Source organism: Paenibacillus sp. B1-35 (assembly GCF_050474385.1).
In the GTDB taxonomy this organism is placed as follows: Bacteria; Bacillota; Bacilli; order Paenibacillales; family Paenibacillaceae; genus Paenibacillus_B; species Paenibacillus_B alvei.
The window spans coordinates 145,869-165,776 of record NZ_JBCHVJ010000006.1; the positions used below are offsets into that span (position 1 = coordinate 145,869).

The following is a 19,908-nucleotide window of genomic DNA, read 5'->3' on the forward strand; positions in this document are numbered from 1 at the left end:
CATTTTATTGATAATTACCCAGTTTTTGATACATAAAATAAAAAGAAAGCGATTACTATAGACTCATTGACAACGTACTAGAATCAATGACATACTTGCATTATAGATTTCATCACCATTTACCGAAACGTTTCTATTCAATGATGACGCGTGATTTCACGATTTTCATGAAGTGATTTGGATACGTTTCTACCGAGTCCATCTATGATATATACGGCAATATTTATATTCGAAATAGAATGTACACGAAATGGACTGGGGGAATATAGAACATACCGCTCATCGGGAAAGGAGAAATAGAGATGATGAGACCCTCACGCCTAACCGAATTCGTGAATCGGATTACGGCTGAACAATTGCAGATCGCCTCTGTGCGGGTTCGTCAAGGCGGGGAGTTGATTGGAAAATGGGATCAGAACGGAGACAGCCGGCGCCTGCAGCACTCAATCAGCAAATCGTTCACGTGCATGGCCGTCGGTCTCGCCATCGAGGAAGGCAAGCTGGCCTTGGACACGACGCTGGGAGATTTTTTCCCGCAGTACGCTCATATGCATACGGAGCCCAATCCCCTGCTTCGCCCCGCAGGCATCAAACTGAGCGAGCTGCTCCGCATGTCTTCCGGGCATGACTCTCCCCCGCTCTGGGCAGAGGAACGAGCTTCCCTGCAGGAAAAGGACTGGGTTCGCTACTACATGTCGCTGCCTCTAGATAGGGTGCCAGGTGAGCGATTCACATACAGCAGTGGTGATACCTTCATGATATCGGCAATGGTGCAAGCAGCTGTCGGACTGACGGTGCACGACTACTTGCGCCCAAGGCTGTTCGAGCCACTTGGGATTACGAAAGAGACGTGGGATACCTCGCCGCTCGGCGTAACGCTTGGCTGTGCCGGGCTTGCACTTACGAACGAAGAACTGAGCCGCTTTGGTCAGTTGCTTCTGCAGCAGGGAATGTGGAACGGGTCACAGCTTGTCCCTGCCGATTGGATTCGGCTTGCAACGAGTAAGCAGATCGACAATGAAGGCAGCTTTGACTGGTGCCAGGGCTACGGCTATCAATTCTGGATGTGCTCCCATAATGCCTATCGCGCTGATGGCGCATATGGACAGTTCTGTATTATCATGCCCGATAAGGGTGCCGTGATCGCTATCAACAGTCAGGAAGATCGGCTGCAGGACATTTTGGATGCGGTGTGGGCAAAGATTTGGCCGTTATTATAGCAAAATTGCCTCTCCATAAAAAAGCTCCCACAAACGACTATATTCGTTCGCGGGAGCGTCTTTATACCAACATTTCTTTGATATTGGAAATTGGCATCATGAATGGGATACCGTTGCTTCGCTCACGTTCTCCACTTTCGTTTTGCGTGTGAACAAGCGCTTCATCCAGTTCGAGAAATCATCCATATACGTGTACATGACTGGCACCAGCAGCAGCGTGAAGATGGTTGAGCAGGAAAGTCCGAATATAACGACTACCGCCAAAGGTGCCTGCATTTCCGCCCCTTCCCCGATGCCGAGTGCAAGCGGCAGCAAGCCGAGCACCGTTGTTAACGTCGTCATGAAGATCGGGCGAATCCGGCTCGGCGCACCTTGCATGATTGCCTCATGACGATCTAATCCGCTACGGCGTTGGATGTTAATGTAATCCACCAATATGATCGCGTTGTTTACGACGATTCCGGCGAGCATAATGACACCGATTATCGCTGTTACGCTCAGCGGTGTGCCCGTAATGAACAATCCACCAATAACCCCAATGAACGTCGTAGGCATCGCAAACATAATTATGAACGGATACAGAAGCGATTCGAATTGAACCGCCATGACGACATAGACGAGGAAGATGGAGAATACGAGTGCAATTCCAAGATCCCCGAACGCTTCCACCATATCTTCACTCGCTCCGCCCATGGAGTACGAATACCCTTCTGGGAAGTTCATTTTCTTCAACGATTGTTCAATATCCTTCGATATGCTGCCCAGATCTCTGCCCGCAATATCAGCCATAACATTAATTTGACGCTGTTGATTCTCGCGCTGAATCATGACAGGCCCTTGGAGCTGATTGAATTTCGCAACAGCAGATAGCGGAATTAACTGGCCATTCTGAGATTGAATCGTTAAGGCATTCAATGCAGCGATACTGTTGCGCTCCTCCTCTGGCATAATGACTTTCACATTATACTCATTGCCGTCTTCTCGATATTGCGTAGCCGTCTGCCCATTCATGGCAAGCGAAATCTCGCTCAATATTTGTTGATACGAGATGCCATAGGAAGCCGCCAAGCTGCGATCGACGATAATGTTCAACTCCGCATTACCTTCCGCGGCGGATGACTCTGCATTGTATACCCCTTGCACGTCAGAGATCATCCACACCACTTGATTCGCCACTTCCTCCAATATCTGTTGATCTTGGCCGTTCAACTTGATCTGGATCGGAGCGCCTGCACTAAGGCCTGACTCCTGTGCAGACACGGTAATGTCTGCCCCTGCAATATTGCCTGTCGCATCCGTTAATTTCTGCATCAGTTCCTTGGTCTTCATATCCCGCTCCGAAGCCCGAACCAATTGAATGGTGAACGTAGCGGAATTTGTTCCGCCTCCGCCGAATCCTCCACCGCCGCCAATCGATTGGGAAGCCGTCTCGATGATGCCCTCATAAGGCCTGAGCAGTGCTGCCACTTCGTCAGCGGTCTTCTTCGTCTCCTCCAAACTTGTGCCGCTAGGCGTCTGAACCCTGATCTGAATTTGCCCTTGATCCCCGCCAGGCATAAATTCCATGCCGATGAACGGTACGAGGAAGAAGCTCCCTACTAGTAAAGCAATCGTGGCAAACACCGTCGTTTTGCGATGTCCGAGCGCCCATTTCAATATCTTTTTATATCCTGCAACAAACCCGCCGAAGAAGCGCAAATACCAGCCCTTCTTCTCCTGCTGCATGATCTTCTTCTCGGATACGATTTTCGATGCCAGCATCGGAATGAGTGTAATCGCCACGACGAGCGATGCAATAAGCGAGAAGCACACCGTCAGTGCGAGCGGCCGGAAGATATCGGCAGTCAAGCCTTGAATGAACACGATCGGCAGGAACACGACGAGTGTTGTCATTGTTGAGGCGATAACCGCAGAAGCGAGCTCAGATGCCCCCTTCACGGCAGCCTCCTTCATGGACATGCCCTGCTGCCTGTAGGTAAAGATATTTTCCAATATAACGATAGAGTTATCGACCATCATCCCGATGCCGAGCGCAAGCCCGCCCATCGAAATGATATTGAGCGTCTGCCCCGTAAAATACATGAGCGTAAACGTCGAAATAATCGCAATCGGCATGGACAGCGCAATAACGAAGGTCGAGCGTACACTGCGCAAGAAGAGCAACAGGATCACGACGGCCAATGCGCCGCCGCTCAACATATTGCCGATGACGCTATCAATGGATTGACGAATGAAGGTCGATGTATCTGACACTTTTTTCAATTCAATGCTTTGCGGCAATACGTCCTTCATCTTGCTAAGTCCCTTGTCGATGTTATCCGCAACCGCAACGGTATTCGCATCCGATTGCTTCTGCACCGACAGGACAAGAGCAGGGCTGCCATCTACTAGCGTCAGCGAGGTTTGCTTCTTGAACGTATCCTTGACAACAGCTACGTCACTGACCTGTATTTGTCCTCCACGCGGCAAATGAATGATAGTCTGCTTGATTTCATCTACGGAGCTGTATTCGCCCTTCACGCGGATTTGCAGCTCCTGCACGCCTTTCGGCACAGAGCCCGCTGCCTGAGATTTATTCTCTGCATTGATCGCCTGTACGACTTGAGCTGGCGTAATACCGTATCGCGACAAGCTTGCACGATTGAGCTCAACGAGAATTTCTCGCGTTTTGCCCCCAGCAACAGATACAGATGCAACCCCACGTTCTCGTTCCAAGGTTGGAATTATGGTCTTGTCTGCATATTCTTGAAGCTTCTCTGGAGCTGCGCCAGTTAAGCCAAGCGTAATGATCGGCATCTGGTTCGGGTCGAAACGAAGCACGGTCGGATCATTGGCATCGTCGGGAAGCATCCCCTTCACTTGATCGACCTTCTCCCGGACATCGATCAGGGCGTTATCCATATTCGTGCCGGTCTTGAATTGCAACATGACCAGCGAGGAATTCGCCTGTGATTGAGACGACAGCGTGTTAATCCCTTGAATCGTGCTGAGAGAAGACTCCAACGGTCTGGAGATCAGCTTCTCAATTTCTTCTGGAGCAGCCCCTTGATAGGAGGTTGCGACCACTGCAATCGGCACATCGATTTTCGGGAAAAGGTCGATAGCAAGACTCCGCAGACTGAATAAACCCAGTGCCAGAATCGCCAGCACGAGCATCATTACGCCGATAGGACGCTTAACGGAGACATCGATTACTTTCACGTTAGCGTGCCCCCTCGACAATTTTGACTTTATTGCCGTTTGTCAGTGTCAGTTGTCCTTTGACAACAACCTGATCGTTCGGCTGAAGCTTGCCCTTCACCGCCGTCAGCTTGGACTGCGCCTCAAGCACTTCTACCGCTTCCTCGACAGCTTGTCCATCGCGAATGACGAATACGTGCGAAGCGCCATTTTTCTCGACGATTGCTTCTGTCGGCACGAGCAAAGCATCCTTTAGCACTTGCTGATCAACCAAGAATTTGGCCGTCATACCTGGCTTAATCTCGTCCTTCTTGTTCTCTGCCTGTGTTTCCAGTGCGTAAAATCCTGATTCGTTCGCAACAGGCGATAAAAAGGTAATGCGCGCATTGATGGTTTTGCCTAGATCCGGCAGCTCCACCTTGACTTCCTTCCGATTTTGCAGAAGCAGCATCTGGTTCGCACTCACATTCGCCGTGAACTTGATCGGATTGGTTGACACGATCGTGAACAACGGCGAAGTGCCTGCCGCAAGCTCCCCTTGCTCCGCCGCTACACGCACCACCTGACCACTGATCGGCGCCTTGATGGATGCGTCTGCTTTACGGTTGTTCGCTTGCTGAATACGGAGCTCTGCCTGTTCGATACTGCGCTTCGCCTGATCCAATTCAAGCTCGGACGCCTGAGCATTGTGCAGCGTTTTATATTGATCCTGCGCTTGTTCCAAGCCTAGCTGCTCCAAGCGGAGCTGAATGTCGAGATCGTCCGCCTTTACGCTTGCCAAAGTGGCGCCTTTGCTGACAGTATCACCCTTCTTCACATGCACACTTTTCAGTTCTCCACTCAGCTTCGGAATCACCTCGACAGACCGGCTTGCACTCGCCGATCCAATCATTTCATTGGTCTGATTCAGTGCCCCCTTCTGCACGGCTGCCACCTGAACAGGCGTCTCCTTCTCCTGTGCCCCCTGCATTGGCTGTTCTTCCTCTAGGCTTCCACATCCCGTCGCGGCTCCGAGCATAAGCAAAATACTGCCCGTAATCAGCCAACGTCTTCTCACTGCCATTACTGTCCCACTCCCCTTTTGTCTATATTTATGAAATAATCCCTCTAGCATTTCAACGCAGCCTTTTTACTAAAGTTCTGCTTAATATGGTTTAGACGTAAAATATCAGCTGCTCCCCTTAATGATAACACGAAAATGAATAACGGGTCATTCAGTAGAATGGATAAACATGTGAAGATTACGTGATGTTGATTTGTCATACGATATCTCTATGACTCCATTATCAGAATCGTTTTCTCGATAACATAGGAAACTTTCACTAGCTCCCTTACCATGAGCCGTAAACAAGAAATTGAATAGATCACACAAAAACCTCGCCTCCGGCAAGGAAGCGAGGCCTGACCTTCCTATTTCTGCTGAAGCTGCGAGGCGAGCGTCTTTATCGGATCAATTGGTCGGTTCGCATCATATGGATAGCGATTCAATACTTGCAGCATCAGTTGGCGCAGCTTCTCATTGCCGTTTACCTTCGGCAGAAGGTTTTCCACCATTTCAATTAAACGCTTGTACTCCGGAATTTGCCCTGGCGAGTATACCTCGAACTCGAAGAACGAGTTGCCGAAGACGGTTGCCCGCTTTACACCTTGGAACTTCACATATCTAGCTTGCGTTGTATCAAATTCAAGAATGTCTAATGTACCCTTGGAATCAAGGACTCCGCCTTCTCCGGAAATGTTGCGCCAGTTTGCTTTGTCATTCGAAACCAAAATTTGATATTTTTCTGCATATGCACCTTGCCACTTAATCACAATCTTATTGATGTCCTTGTCCTCTCCCAAATCAACGAGGAACCAGGCATCATCCACATACTTGCTTGACCAGCGTGTGGACTCATTTCCATCCACGGCCTTATCAGAAGAATAATACGGGAACTCTGGCTCAGAAGATTCTGTAGCCTTATTTAGCGCCAAATTTTCCGTGCTGAGCAGTTCGATCGCTTTGTTGTAGATGACCACATTATCCAAGGTGCCCTTGAATGCGTTGGTCTCGCTGCCGATGCGAAGCGACGGCAAGACGAGCGTGTGCATTTTCGGATACTGCATTTCCAGACGTTCGACATACTCATCAATATTGACGAACAGCGATACACCCTTGTCATCGCCCTTCAACAAAATATGTGTCCACTTGTCCTCTGGAACGACATAATTGAAAGTACTGTTATAATGTTCTTTACTAAACCCAAGCTTGCCTGTCTTGCCTTGCTTCAATTTCAGCGCACCAACAGGCGATTCCATCAACACAGCATCTTCTGGATTGTCCTTGTCAGGCTTGATCCACATCGATGCAGTCCAACCGAACCCAATCGCATCGACCGGTGTCTCGATGTAGCTCTTTCCTCCGTTGAAGCGCGCCCCCTGCTCATACTTGCCTTCCGCAATATCCACATTAACTGCCTTGCCATCAAAGCCATTGCCAGAACTATCTTTGAATTCTTGCTCAAACAGGTATTCCATAACAAGATTATCTGGATTCCCCACGGTAATTTTGTGAGAACGATCGGCATTCGGCGCATCGCCGATCACCTTCGTACGATTGTTAAATTGCGCGAAAGACTTATCATCACGCGTTCCCGTCCACATCTTCTCTGCCACTACCTGTATGCCTGGCAGCAATCGAATATGCGCATCGTCCATCGACAAGCCATTCGCTTCCGATACGTCATTCCACATGGAGAACATGCCGCCCTTTACACGCGGATGTCCAAGCGGCAGTGTCGTATTCTCCCATTTGTTCGGCTCCCATTCATCATACAGAAATTGTGAATTCAAATAGTTGCCATAAAGGGTAGGCACGATGTACATGTATACATTCTGAGAGTTGATGACATCATAGCCGAGATCCACCGCCTGCTGCGGCGCGCCGTATGGCTCATACCAGATGCCCATCGTTGCCTCGTTGCTGATTGGCGTCGTTCCGTTATATTGCGTCAAGCCACCCCACATGTGCGGATGCTTCCCCTTGCTGTTAATATGCTTCACGAGCGTATCCATGTACCATCGGAACCGCTCAATATCCGATCCCCAATATTCGTCCGTACCGATATGCACTTCCGGCCCAACGAAGGTCGGATCACTTCCATCCAAGTACTCATTGAATAAGTTCTTGATGAATTCAACTGTTTCCGGCTTAGAGATATCCAAGTGGGAGTCATCTCCAAGCGCCGAATTGTAGGTCGTGAATGCGCGAGAATGTCCTGGCGTGTCGATTTCCGGTACAATATTGATGCCGTACTCCATGCCCATGAGCTGCAAATCCTTGAATTCCTGCTTCGTATAATGGCCGCTGCCGCTTGCAAGCCCCGGATACGTCGTGCTTTCCAAGCGATAGGCTGCACGCATGCCATCTGCGAACGGTTCACCAACATCATCATTCAAATGAATTTGGAACATATTCATCTTGTACCAGGACAACAGTTTCACATAATCCTGAAGGAAATCAATCGTGAAAAATTTGCGTGCTACGTCAATCATGAGTCCGCGCTTCTCATACTTTGGATAATCCCTTGCTTCCCCGCGCGGAATCGTATGATCCTCATGCTGCTTCATAATTTGCAGCGCCGTTCGTGTGCCGTAAAATGCCCCTGTTGCCGATGAAGAGGTAATCGATACGTACTCGGCTACCTTGAACACATTGCCCTCATTTCCGAGCAAAGACAAGGATGGGTCAATAGCCAAATAAATGTCGCCTGCTTGCGGCTGTCCTACTGCCACTTCTAGCGTATAGCCTATCATATCCAGCAGGTCATCACGAGTAATCTCCGCCGCTTTGCGCAACTGTGATTCATCCTTCGGATTAACGACAATCCGCGAAGATGCAGTTAATGTATAATTTCCTGAATCCCCATACCATTCTCGCAGAGAAGGAATCACTTCCGGCTCAGCATTGCGATCCGGCGTCTGCTTATGCAAGCCCGGAACGATTACAGGTACACTACCTGACAGCAGCTTCCGATCTGGATTGTTCTGCTCCACCACTTGGATAATCAAATTCACCTTGGCATCTACAAGCGGTGTATGGATGTTGCCATCGCGATCAATGACCGGAAGTCTGTCGCTGCCAAATACGCTCACATTGTATCCTTCGGGCACTCCTGCAGCGGTCCAGTCAAGCTTCGTCTGTCCGGCCCGTACGGTTAGCGCAGCCGTCACCTTATCAATGACCGATTGCAGATCAGACAATTGATACACCTCAAATTCATAGAAAGAATAGCCGTACAGTGTACCTTCAACAGGCGCGCGCTTGACGCCCTGGAACTTCACATAACGTGCTTCGCGGACAGGAAAATCAACGATTTCCACACCGCCCTTGCATGGAATAATGCCGTCATTTTCTTTCACATTCGTCCATGTCTTGGCATCATCCGATACAAAAATCTTGTATGTATCAGCCGGAGTTTGCCAACGGATAACCACTCGATCGAACGATTTCTTCTCACCTAAATCTACATAAAACCATTGTTCATCTTCTTTTGCTGAAGACCATCTTGTATTCCCTTTACCGTCTACAGCCAGATCAGGTCCTAAATAATCCACTTCATTGCCAGAGGAAAACGCCGGCTTATGCAGCGCTAGATTCGTTCTGTTAAATGTAGCAGTTGCGAGAAGGCGGGCGGCTTCCTCATTTGCATCCCCATTTGGATCTGGAATGATATTGCCATCCTTATCATAAACGACATCAGTTACACTGGGTGGAGTACCATCCGCCTTATCTGGTACGGATATAACAGGGCCATCCGTTTTATATTCCACTTTCACGCCATCCTGCTCATTTGATTGAGCAAGCGCCTTGGCAGGCTGAACTACTGTAAGTGCAGAAGTCAAGACAACCATCAAACTGAGCAGCATAGAAATCGCTTTCAAATAAATGGATCGTTTCATTATTTCCCTCCATCTCTTCTCGTTATCAAAAATGTATGTTCGCTTTTTCCTCATCCCTCCACTCAACTGCGCTCTGCTTCGTAAACGCTTACTTTAATCTTGCCTCTCCATCATATTACAAAAAAATGCAATCAGAAAGGGGAAACTTTCCAACTGCATCTCTTTTTTTGAATTTTTTCTCCAACATGTATCATTTCATACGCTGCCGGGATGCTTTTAACGCTTGGGCAAATCGCGCTATCCCTAAGTCAATTTCATCCTCATGCGGTCTTGCATACGTAAACCGGACATACCCGGCTTTTGAGCCGTAAACCGTTCCGGGATAATATAATACCCCTTGCTTTACGCTTTCTTCTAGCAATAATGTATCATGGAATGGGGGGTTCACTTTACACCATAAGTGCAGCCCTCCTTGCGGAAGCGAATACGCCACCTCCCCCGGAAGTTCGCGCTGCAAAGCATCGATAAGCAAATTCCGCTTCTTGAGAAGCTCCTGCCGCAGCCGCACCAAGTGCTGGTCAAAATAAGCTTCTGACAGCAAGCGTGCAGCGATTCGCTGTGGCAGCACACTCATCCCGAAGTCGATTTGCTGACGTTCAGCAGCAAGCCGAGTGATGACTGACTGCGGGGCAACCATCCAACCAATCCGCAGGCCAGAGGCTACAATTTTGGATAATGAACCAATGTAAATGACGGTATTATTCGTATCTAGCGATTTAAGTGTCGGCGGCGGATTGCCTGTAAAGGAGGTCAGGCTGAACGGATCATCCTCCACTATCGGAATGCCTAAGCTGCCGCAAATCTCAAGCAACTGTTCCCGTCTAGAAGGATCAAGCACACGGCCCGTTGGATTATGATAATTCGGATTCACAAATATCATCCGTATGTTGTGCTCCCGATACAAGGACAATATCCCATCCGGACATATCCCCTTCTCATCTACAGGCAGCCGAAACAAGCGCAAGCCAGCCGCGTGGAACATAGGCAGAGAATTATAGTAGGAAGGATCCTCAATCGCAATCGCATCCCCTGGCTGAAGCAAACGGTGGGTGATTAAATACAGCGATTGATGAGATCCTGACGTAACCAAAATCGATGATTCCGTCGTTCGAATGCCGCGGTAATGATGCAAAAAGGAGGACAAAACCTCCCGCAGCGGCATATAGCCCTGCGAATGGTCATAACTCATATCCTCGTGCAGCGGATGCTCGCTCAAAAGCATCCGCATTTCTTCATTTGGCGACAAATCGGGGGACAGTTCCCCGCTGGCAAAGTCAATGCAGCTGCTGCCCGAATCCAATGCGGAACGAATAATTTGTGAGTACAGCGGATCAGGCTGGACCACCTTGCATCCATCTAAATACTGATGCCAATCTGGCGTTTGCTGAGAACCCGTTCCCCACATCGACTTACTTACTCGGGTACCACTGCCGACCATGCTTTCGATAATGCCTGCAGCACGCAGCTCCTCATAGGCTTGAACGACAGTGCTTCGGTTCACATGTATTTGCTCGGCAAATTTACGTTCCGATGGTAGGATGCTTCCCGGAGAAAATTCACCGTTATAAATGCTGCGCTCGATATATGCGGCAATCTGCTGATAAAGCGGTTGTTTGCTGGAGCGATCCGGTTTCCACATGGAAAATACACCTCTCGCTTTCGTAGTCTGTGATTTTTATCACATTTAACTAAGTATATCATTACCCTCACCGTTCCCCCATGGCTTGATTTCATCGAAACGTTGTCAACTCTGTGTCAGTCTCTTGAACATGGATGATCTCCCCCTGCTGAAATGGATGGCGACATCCCATCCACTCTGCTCTATGATAAGGCTGAACATGTGAATGTATCTAAATCAGCCCACTCATACCGCATAACAGCGCTATGAGTCAGGAAATCGCGATGCACCTTATTGCGATGCACCTACAGCACCTACATCATATTTAGATGAATTGCCCAACACATTCAAACCGATGACAACCATTGTCAGCACACAGAGCATCCCATAACGTGAAGTTATTCACATTGTTTATTTCAAGCACGCAACCCATCCTACACGAACGAACATCGCTTTTTGCCAATAGGAGGCCTCTATGGATCAAGTCATTCTCGCGCGAATTCAATTTGCTTCAACAACGCTATTCCACTACATCTTCGTCCCGATGACGATCGGACTGGCGTTCTTAATCGCTGTATTAGAGACGCTGTATGTCCTCAAGGGTAAGGGGATTTACAAGCAAGCTGCCTTATTCTGGAGCAAATTATTTCTGATTAACTTCGCAGTCGGCGTCGTCACCGGCATTTTGCAGGAGTTCCAGTTCGGGATGAACTGGTCCAATTATTCCCGTTTCGTCGGAGACGTGTTCGGGCCATCGCTTGCCATTGAAGGGCTGCTGCCTTCTTTATGGAATCCACCTTCATTGGCTTGTGGGTGTTCGGCTGGGAGCGCTTATCGAAGCGCGTTCATCTCGCTTGCATTTGGATCGTCTCGATCGGCACCGTATTGTCCGCGTTCTGGATCTTGACGGCCAACTCATTCATGCATGCGCCAGTCGGATATGAATTCAAAAACGGCCGGGCAGAGATGAGCGACTTCTTTGCGCTTATTACGAATCCGCAATTATGGCTGCAATTTCCGCATACGCTATTCGCTGCATTCGCAACCGGCGCCTTCTTTATGACAGGCGTCAGTGCATGGAAGCTGCTGCGTGGACACAATCTGGACATGTTCCGCCGTTCGTTCCGTGTCTCGATTACCGTTGCCTTGATTTCATCCGTCCTCGTTGCCTACATTGGGCATGCACAGGCGCAGCATCTGCTCGCTTTTCAGCCGATGAAGATGGCAGCAGCCGAGGCGCTCTGGGATACAAGCGAGGATCCAGCACCGTTCACTCTATTTGCCAACATAGATACGGAAAAGAAAGAGAACTCGTTCGATATCCAAGTCCCCTATATGCTCAGTCTGCTATCGTATAACAAGCTTAGCGGCAGCGTGGAAGGGATGAATCAAATTCAAGCGCGCTATGAACAGAAGTACGGACCAGGAAATTATATTCCATCGGTCAAAATGACGTTCTGGAGCTTCCGCATGATGGTCGTAGCAGGAGGGCTCATGTGCCTTGTCGGCATCCTCGGACTCCTATTTTCCCGCAAAAAGATGCTAGAGCAGCGCCCCTGGTTCTTGAAGCTGATGGTCGGCATGATCGCCTTTCCGTTCCTCGCCAATTCGGCGGGATGGCTTATGGCCGAGATGGGTCGTCAGCCGTGGGTTGTGTTCGGAGTCATGCGCACAGAGGACGCCATATCGCCGACCGTTACGGCGGAAGAGCTGCTCTTCTCACTCATTGCTTTTACGACCATTTATGCGGTACTGGCCATTATCGACGCTGTTCTATTCGTCAAGGTAATTCGTAAAGATGAGCAGATGGAAAAACCGGAGAAAGAAGATATGAAGAATTACGATCCACTTGATAAGGAGGAAGCACATGCTATCGCTAAATGAGTTATGGTTCATACTCGTTGCCATCTTATTCGTCGGATTTTTCTTCCTTGAAGGATTTGACTTCGGGGTAGGCATGGTCGCTAGGTTCCTCGGGAAGACGGATCATGAGCGGCGCATCATCATCAACACAATCGGCCCGTATTGGGACGCAAACGAGGTATGGTTAATTACGGCTGGAGGAGCTATGTTCGCTGCCTTTCCAGAATGGTATGCCACGTTGTTCAGCGGCTTCTATATTCCATTCGTCGTGCTGCTGTTGGCGCTTATCGCGCGCGGAGTAGCATTCGAATTTCGAGGTAAGATGGATTATGGCGCTTGGAAAAAAGCTTGGGATGCCGCGATATTCATCGGGAGTCTGCTGCCTCCGTTCCTGTTCGGCGTCGTATTTGCCAATATGATTCGCGGTGTGCCGATTGACGGCAGCAAGGAAATGGTCGGGAGTGTGCTTGATCTGCTGAACGGATATTCCCTCGCTGGCGGTGTGGCCGTAGTCATGGTGTGCATCCTGCACGGGCTCGTCTTCATTACACTGCGAACCACTGGCGAGCTGCGGGAGCGGGCACGGAAGGCAGCACGCGATGTCAGCCCGGCAGTTGTCGTCCTCCTGCTGCTGTTCGCCATGATGACGTATGTCAGCACCGATATTTATACGGTGCATGGCAGCGTATGGATTATCCTGCCTCTGTTAGCTGGTTGCGCGTTGCTTCTAGCCATGTTGCTCATTAGACGGGAACGGGATGGCTTGGCGTTCGCCATGACGGGTGCCGTTATCATTCTATCAGCCGTGAGCATGTTCATTGGATTGTTCCCGCGGGTTATGGTCAGCTCGATCAGCCCTCAGTTCCATCTGACGATTATGAACGCCGCTTCCGGCGCTTACTCGCTAAAGGTGATGACGTATATCTCGTTGACAATTCTGCCGTTTGTGCTTGGATATCAAATTTGGAGCTACTACGTCTTCCGCAAGCGGATCGATGATAAGGAACATCTGGAATATTAATAGGATTTTCGAATCAATACGCAAAATAATGAGTATTTCACCAATTAATATAAGCTTGCTATACTCGAACCGTTACCTGAAAAGGAGGGGTTAGAATGAATTCGCGAAAGCTTGGTACAAGCGGATTATCCGTAAGCGAGATTGCTTTGGGAAATTGGATTACTCACGGCGCGCAAGTGGACGATCAGACAGCGCATGCTTGTGTACATTAGCAAATCGACCTTATACTTGACGGGCTTATTGAACGCGATCCGGGTAAAACCGGCTAATCACGGATTATTCATTTGTAGCTGCTGGACTTATGTCTTCCATAGTCTCAAGAAAGGCGGACAAGGCCCCCTTATCCGTATCGGTTCTCCAAGCGGCAATAAGGGGAACCGACGGTACACTTTCTTCAAATGGCCGGAATCCAACACCACTGCGCTGGAATACGGCAACCGAAGTAGGTGCGATGGAAACGCCGAAATTCGCAGCCACCAAATTTACAATGGTATACATTTGAATCGCTTCCTGTACAACATTCGGATAAACGCCATGTTGTGCGCAAAAGCCCATGATGATATCGTGAAAAGGAACGCCAAGATGACGCGGAGGCAAGATGAACGGCTCCAATTTTAACGAGCTGACGGACAAAATCTGCTGACTAGCCAAGGGATGCTGTTCGGGAAGTATGGCAATAAGAGATTCACTGGTGAAGGTTCGATAATCAATAGGCTTTGCACACTCGATGGAGCGAAGAAATCCGATGTGAATAGTTCCATCGAGCAAAGCCTGCCCTTGCTGGGCAGAGGTCATCTCACGCAAAGTAAGCTGTATTTGTGGGAAACGCCCCCGAAATGCTTGTATAAGATCAATCATTAGTCCGCCCGCAGGCGTAAGACGAACTTGCCTGGTATTGCGTTCCAATCGTTTTACGCCAATTTCTTTTTCAAGAGCTTGAATTTGTTGGCTGAGGGGAGGCTGTGACATATTCAATTTTTCCGCTGCACGGTTAAAATGAAAGCTCTTCCGCTACAGCAATAAAGTAATGCAATTTGCGTATGTCCATTCCTGCGCCCCTTTTCCAAATGGTCTCCTTAGATGTGGAGGATTCCACTCTTACCTATTTACGCTCAAGCTTTGATTCCGTAACGTTCACGCAATGTATGGATGACGTTATGCACTTGCTCTGACTCTGGGAGCCACAATCCTGAAGCCGCTTGTTCGAGACAACGCTCTGACTGGCGTTCCTGCACTACTTTCTTCACAGCATCTATAAAGACTTGCGCCGCCCCTATCCCAACATTGCTGCCGAGCGAAGCCAGCTCTTCGAGACTGCCTGTCTTATCTTCCGTCACAACAGGATGATCCGCTTGCAACACGCCCAACGCAGCACGCTCATAGAAGGAGCGGACGAGCTCAGCGCTCACTTTGCCCGAACCTTCGCATATGACGAATGCCTGCACGACAAAGGCATGAGCTTGACGCCGCTGCGCAATGCCGCAAAATTTGATGCCGCCTATGCTGAGATCATAATCGCCAGGGCAGTATGCGCCATCGATTTCACCCTTGTCGACCGTATAGCCCGTGTTCCGCAGAGCAAGCTTAATCAACTGATACATGCGCTCATAGTCCGAGCGGAAGCATTTGTCGCCCAGCCCTTCCTTTGGCAGGATCAATGAAATGTTCACAACGCCCAAATCGAGCGGTACGGCAGCCCCGCCCGTGCTGCGGACAGCCGTCGAGTAGCCAAGCGACTCCAGCCATTGCTGCGCTTCTGCGGCATGCGGCAGTCTGCTGTCGCGCAGCCCCATCACAAAGCCTCGCGGATGACGCCACAGATGACATACAGCGGGTCCTCCCTTGCCCGTATGTCTGCACAGCAGCTCGTCCAATGCAAAAGGATACAAAATGTCGGGCTCCTCCAGATGCTGCGTGCGATCCAGCAATAAAATATTGTCCAGTCCTTCTCCCTTCGTTAATGAAGTCGTACAATCCGCCATTTCTGCATCCCCCTTTAAATCATCAAAACCTGCCAAACCTTTATTATAATCGGATTCCGCCAAACTATATGTAGCTTAACACGGAATGAGTCCGTATGGAAAAATAAGAAGTCTCGCCGCTGATAACGTTCGTATCTGTTACATCAGCTAGCAACCTTCCGTCCTATATGTTTTTTTCACCAATTCTACCATGTTTTGATATTTGATATTGCCTCTGCTATGATAGAGACAGCCACCACGAATCTGGCATAAATAACCAGTAAAGGGGAGGGCATCATAATGATTGATTTCAAGCATCAATTTTTATTGATGAAACGTCGAAGGAATCAGTTCACTCCTGTTTAGGCCGTTGGTCTCGGAGTTACCGTTGCCGCCGGATCTAAATACTGCGCCTGTTGTGAGGTGTTCCCATTTTCGTTTTTCCACGAAAGCAAATCAGTTCATCTGAAATGAAGGGAGACGTTTACAATGGAACAGCTGAAAAATAAGATTCCACAACCAATTAGAGGCGATCAAGGAGCAACTGATGAAGGCCCAAGAAATATTGAACGCGATCTTCAAAATCCGGATTTGCTTGTTCCACCGGTAACCGATTCAGGCACAATTCCGAATTTGAAATTCTCTTTTTCTGATACCCATGTTCGTATTGAACGCGGCGGCTGGTCCCGTGAAGTGACAGTACGCGAATTGCCGGTCTCGACGACGCTTGCCGCTGTGAATATGCGATTGACTCCAGGGGGTGTCCGTGAACTTCATTGGCATAAAGAAGCCGAGTGGGCCTACATGTTAGGCGGAAGAGCACGCATTACAGCTGTTGATGAGAATGGGCGAGAATTCATTGACGATGTAAGTGAAGGTGATTTGTGGTATTTCCCATCAGGCATCCCCCATTCCATTACCGGCCTTAAGGAAGGCTGTGAATTCCTCCTGGTTTTCGATGACGGTTCATTCTCTGAAAATAGTACCTTTGCTATTTCAGATTGGTTCTCCCATACACCCAAAGATGTATTAAGCGCCAATTTCAGCGTACCGGAAGAAGCTCTCAAGAATATTCCTCCAGAAGAAAGATATATGTTTCAAGGAACGGTGCCGGGCCCCATTGCAAAGGAACGCCCACATCAAACAAATGGCGGGGTTGCGCATTCTTTCAGTTACCATTTACTCAACCAAGAACCTATAATTACAAATGGAGGCAAAGTCCGCATTGCTGATTCCACCAACTTCACGGCTGCAAAAACCATTGCATCGGCCCTTGTTGAAATCGAACCGGGCGGTATGCGCGAACTGCATTGGCATCCTAATGCGGCGGAATGGCAGTATTACATTCAGGGCAAAGGCCGAATGACTGTATTTGCCTCGGAAGGACATGCCCGCACTTTTGACTATCAAGCCGGGGACGTTGGATATGTGCCTTTTGCTTATGGACACTATGTCCAAAATACGGGGGAAGAGCCGCTGATCTTCCTTGAGATGTTCAAAAGCGACCGCTTTGCAGATGTCTCGCTGAACCAATGGATGTCACAGACGCCTCCTAATTTGCTCAAAGAGACACTCAACATTGATGATAAGTTCATCAAGACTTTGCATAATGATAAACGACCTGTGATTAAAAATTAAAGCTTTAGCTGCGTCTCTCAATCCTTATCGAAATGCTTTTTGCTCGGTACGGGGTATATAGCGAGGAACAGGAACGCAGCGGCTTTAGTCGTGGCAATCTAACACGACTTAGGTCATCTAGTTATTGGCCTAAGAAATCCTGCAGGGGCGGTACCAAGTCTATGGCCCCGCTTGTTCTTACAAACTTGGAGCTGGCAGCATAAGCCCGAAGCTTTTATGGATGAAGCTAGGCAATGCTAAACATGTGCAGAAAAAGGCTGCCCGTAGGTGGGATATAATATGCTCCCCAAACGATAGACAGGTGAAACCTGTTAACCGTAAGGGGAGCATTTTTCATGTCCAAATAAAGAACAACGTTTATCTTATTTCCATCAATGAAATTAGTAGGCCTTGTAGATCTGTCATTGTTCTTGATTTTCTACATCTGAATCGATTCAATCATTTCATGAACGGCCTTCTGCCATTCCCCTTGCTCAATAGCTGGAGCGCTAAATTGAATTTCAAGATGTGCCCCATTTAGTTCCGCCCAGCCGACGAGACGATAAGTGTCTCCCTTCTGAGAAGGCATAATAACTTCATTGACTGCAATGTGCTTCCCATGAACGAGCAGCGTTTCATTTTTCAACCACTCTAGCTTTTCTCCTCCACTGTCTTGTTCCAAAATTCCCTTCATCTTTATTCGACCCTCATCGATTCCAGCATCGGTCACGAGCTGTTCTGGATCATGCTGTATCTCAAGCTTAACTTTCTTGCTGCTATCCGTGTAAACAAGCTTCGAGTTCGATGTCTCATTCGTTTGCGCCTCTAATCCCTGCGGGAGCTTCAGTGACATCAAATTCGAGAACACGTGAATTCTTCCTTGCTCAGGAGCCTCCGTTTCCGCAGTCTTATTCTCTTGTTCTGCTCTCCCTTGCTCACTCTCCTCCTGCTGCGGAGTCAAAGAGACGTTCTTGGTCTCATCAGCAATCTTCTCCTCGCTGCCTGAGAAGCTGCAAGCAGAAATGCTGACCGCTGCCGAAAGTGCCAATAGAACCATCCACTTTTTCAACCTGCTTCCATCCCTATCACTTCGCATTTGTGCCTCCCCCCCTTCCGTGTCTATTCATTTAAATAGGTCGTCACACGGTTTGCGATCAAATCCGAAACCGCTTGTGCCGATTTTTGACCGTTATAGTAAGCCTTCGCTTCCTCCTCGATAATCGATTGAACTTTTGAATTATCCATTATTGCGGTGTTCGCATCGGCCAGCATCTGCTTGACCATGTCAATGTCTGCCTTCTGAATCTGGATTGCGGATCCCGTTGGCGATTCGACAGTGCCTTTGTCCTCAAGCGCCTTGAGCGTCTGCTCGTTTACCTTTTTATTGACAGAGAACCCTCGCAGTCCAGGCATGGTCTGTATTTCCTCAGACAATAAGAACTTCATGAAATCCCATGCTTCGGCCTGCACCTTCGAATTCCGATTCATCCCTAATTTGTTAGATGTCACGAAGGTGCCGCCGGCCTGTTGCCCAGCCGCGAGCGGCTTGCGATAAATCTTCCCTTGCTCATAGAACATTGCTGGCGTACTGAAGTAATCTTCCGGCGAAGTAATCAAATTAGGTGCAAAAAAGTAATCTCCTGCGCTCACTGTCGCATCCGTCGCTACCTTATCTACATACATCGTCTTCACTTGCTCCATCAATCCGACAAATGCATTGGCATCGAAGCTGGCTGGGCGCTGCTCCTCATTGACAACGCGAGCATAGTTATCAGCGAACAGAATGTTCAACATCCGCTCTGGCGGCGTATTCCCCAGCGAATACGTGTGCCCGCCGGACGCTGCCAAACGTTTGCCTACTTCCGTAAACTCTCCCCATGTCCATGCGTTGTCATCGAATGTGACGCCGGATTGCTGAATTGCCTTCGCATCGCCCATAAGACTGTCCAAGGAAAACCGCAGAGGCAGCGCATAGAGACCTCCTCTCATCTTGGCCCCGTCCAGAATGTTCATCTCGTACGAATTAGAGTCAAAGGCAGGATCCTGCTTCATCAGCTCGCTCAAGTCCACCAGCGCTTGCTTGTCTACGTATTTCCCAATTGGCAGGCCGCTCACATTCAAGTCGATCAAATCGGCCCCTTTACCGGACAATAGCTCTGTAGTAGTGGTATTCACATACTTCTCGGCACTTCCTTCTTGATTGGAGCCTCCCCCTAGGCTGTATTCTTTGATTTGAATATCCACATTGGGATGCTTCGCTTCATACATTTTCTCAGCCTGAGCATACACAGGATCCGCTCCCAATACGGACAAGACAACGACTTTCTTCCCGTCCTGTCCCTGCTGCTCTTCTTGCTTCGCCTCACCAGCCTGTTTGCCGGCACATGCTGCCAATGTCATCGCTATCGTTAATGCAACGACCAGACTGCGTACACTCCTTTTTTTCACCCTGAATCGCTCCTCTCCATTCTTCATGGGATCGTTGCG

At 48.9% G+C, this 19,908-nt stretch carries 11 protein-coding genes and 1 pseudogene; 4 read left to right on the top strand and 8 right to left on the bottom strand.

Going from position 1 to position 19,908, the window contains the following annotated elements; translation table 11 throughout:
- The first annotated feature begins 302 nt into the window (after positions 1–302).
- Positions 303–1,220, top strand: a complete 918-nt coding sequence (locus ACQ5BJ_RS19870; protein ID WP_289356122.1) for a serine hydrolase domain-containing protein — start codon at positions 303–305, stop codon at positions 1,218–1,220.
- A 96-nt stretch (positions 1,221–1,316) separates the two neighbouring features.
- Here the strand turns inward: ACQ5BJ_RS19870 and ACQ5BJ_RS19875 are convergent, their stop codons facing one another.
- The 4 genes from ACQ5BJ_RS19875 to ACQ5BJ_RS19890 all read right to left on the bottom strand — a co-directional run bounded on the left by ACQ5BJ_RS19875 (position 1,317) and on the right by ACQ5BJ_RS19890 (position 10,980).
- Positions 1,317–4,421: an efflux RND transporter permease subunit gene (locus ACQ5BJ_RS19875; RefSeq protein ID WP_430112075.1), complete on the bottom strand. Its 3,105-nt coding sequence runs from the start codon at positions 4,419–4,421 to the stop codon at positions 1,317–1,319.
- 1 nt (position 4,422) lies between these two features.
- Positions 4,423–5,463, bottom strand: a complete 1,041-nt coding sequence (locus ACQ5BJ_RS19880; protein ID WP_005552228.1) for an efflux RND transporter periplasmic adaptor subunit — start codon at positions 5,461–5,463, stop codon at positions 4,423–4,425.
- A gap of 347 nt (positions 5,464–5,810) precedes the next feature.
- Positions 5,811–9,341, bottom strand: a complete 3,531-nt coding sequence (locus ACQ5BJ_RS19885; protein ID WP_430112077.1) for a discoidin domain-containing protein — start codon at positions 9,339–9,341, stop codon at positions 5,811–5,813.
- Between the two features lie 190 nt (positions 9,342–9,531).
- Positions 9,532–10,980 carry a PLP-dependent aminotransferase family protein gene (locus ACQ5BJ_RS19890; protein ID WP_430112079.1) on the bottom strand — a complete coding sequence of 483 codons (1,449 nt, stop codon included), beginning with the start codon at positions 10,978–10,980 and terminating at the stop codon, positions 9,532–9,534.
- A 454-nt stretch (positions 10,981–11,434) separates the two neighbouring features.
- Here ACQ5BJ_RS19890 and ACQ5BJ_RS19895 point away from each other — a divergent pair.
- Positions 11,435–12,843 (top strand): annotated as a pseudogene (locus ACQ5BJ_RS19895) (cytochrome ubiquinol oxidase subunit I).
- A complete protein-coding gene (cydB, locus tag ACQ5BJ_RS19900) occupies positions 12,827–13,843 on the top strand; it encodes a cytochrome d ubiquinol oxidase subunit II (protein WP_005548382.1) in 1,017 nt (338 codons plus the stop codon). Before ACQ5BJ_RS19895 ends, cydB begins: the two are co-directional and overlap by 17 nt.
- 276 nt (positions 13,844–14,119) lie before the next feature.
- Here the strand turns inward: cydB and ACQ5BJ_RS19905 are convergent, their stop codons facing one another.
- Together ACQ5BJ_RS19905 and ACQ5BJ_RS19910 are read right to left on the bottom strand one after the other, a co-directional pair.
- Positions 14,120–14,812, bottom strand: a complete 693-nt coding sequence (locus ACQ5BJ_RS19905) for a LysR family transcriptional regulator (protein ID WP_430112081.1) — start codon at positions 14,810–14,812, stop codon at positions 14,120–14,122.
- A gap of 143 nt (positions 14,813–14,955) precedes the next feature.
- A complete protein-coding gene (locus ACQ5BJ_RS19910) occupies positions 14,956–15,825 on the bottom strand; it encodes a lipoate--protein ligase family protein (protein ID WP_289356128.1) in 870 nt (289 codons plus the stop codon).
- 468 nt (positions 15,826–16,293) lie between these two features.
- Between ACQ5BJ_RS19910 and ACQ5BJ_RS19915 the strand changes: the two genes are divergently transcribed.
- Positions 16,294–17,442, top strand: coding sequence for an oxalate decarboxylase family bicupin (locus ACQ5BJ_RS19915; protein ID WP_430112083.1), 1,149 nt, complete (start codon positions 16,294–16,296; stop codon positions 17,440–17,442).
- Between the two features lie 418 nt (positions 17,443–17,860).
- On the opposite strand, the gene ACQ5BJ_RS19920 is transcribed toward ACQ5BJ_RS19915, so the two are convergent.
- A complete protein-coding gene (locus tag ACQ5BJ_RS19920; RefSeq protein WP_005548392.1) occupies positions 17,861–18,517 on the bottom strand; it encodes a hypothetical protein in 657 nt (218 codons plus the stop codon).
- Between the two features lie 23 nt (positions 18,518–18,540).
- Positions 18,541–19,869: an ABC transporter substrate-binding protein gene (locus ACQ5BJ_RS19925; RefSeq protein WP_430112085.1), complete on the bottom strand. Its 1,329-nt coding sequence runs from the start codon at positions 19,867–19,869 to the stop codon at positions 18,541–18,543.
- Between the last annotated feature and the right edge of the window lie 39 nt (positions 19,870–19,908).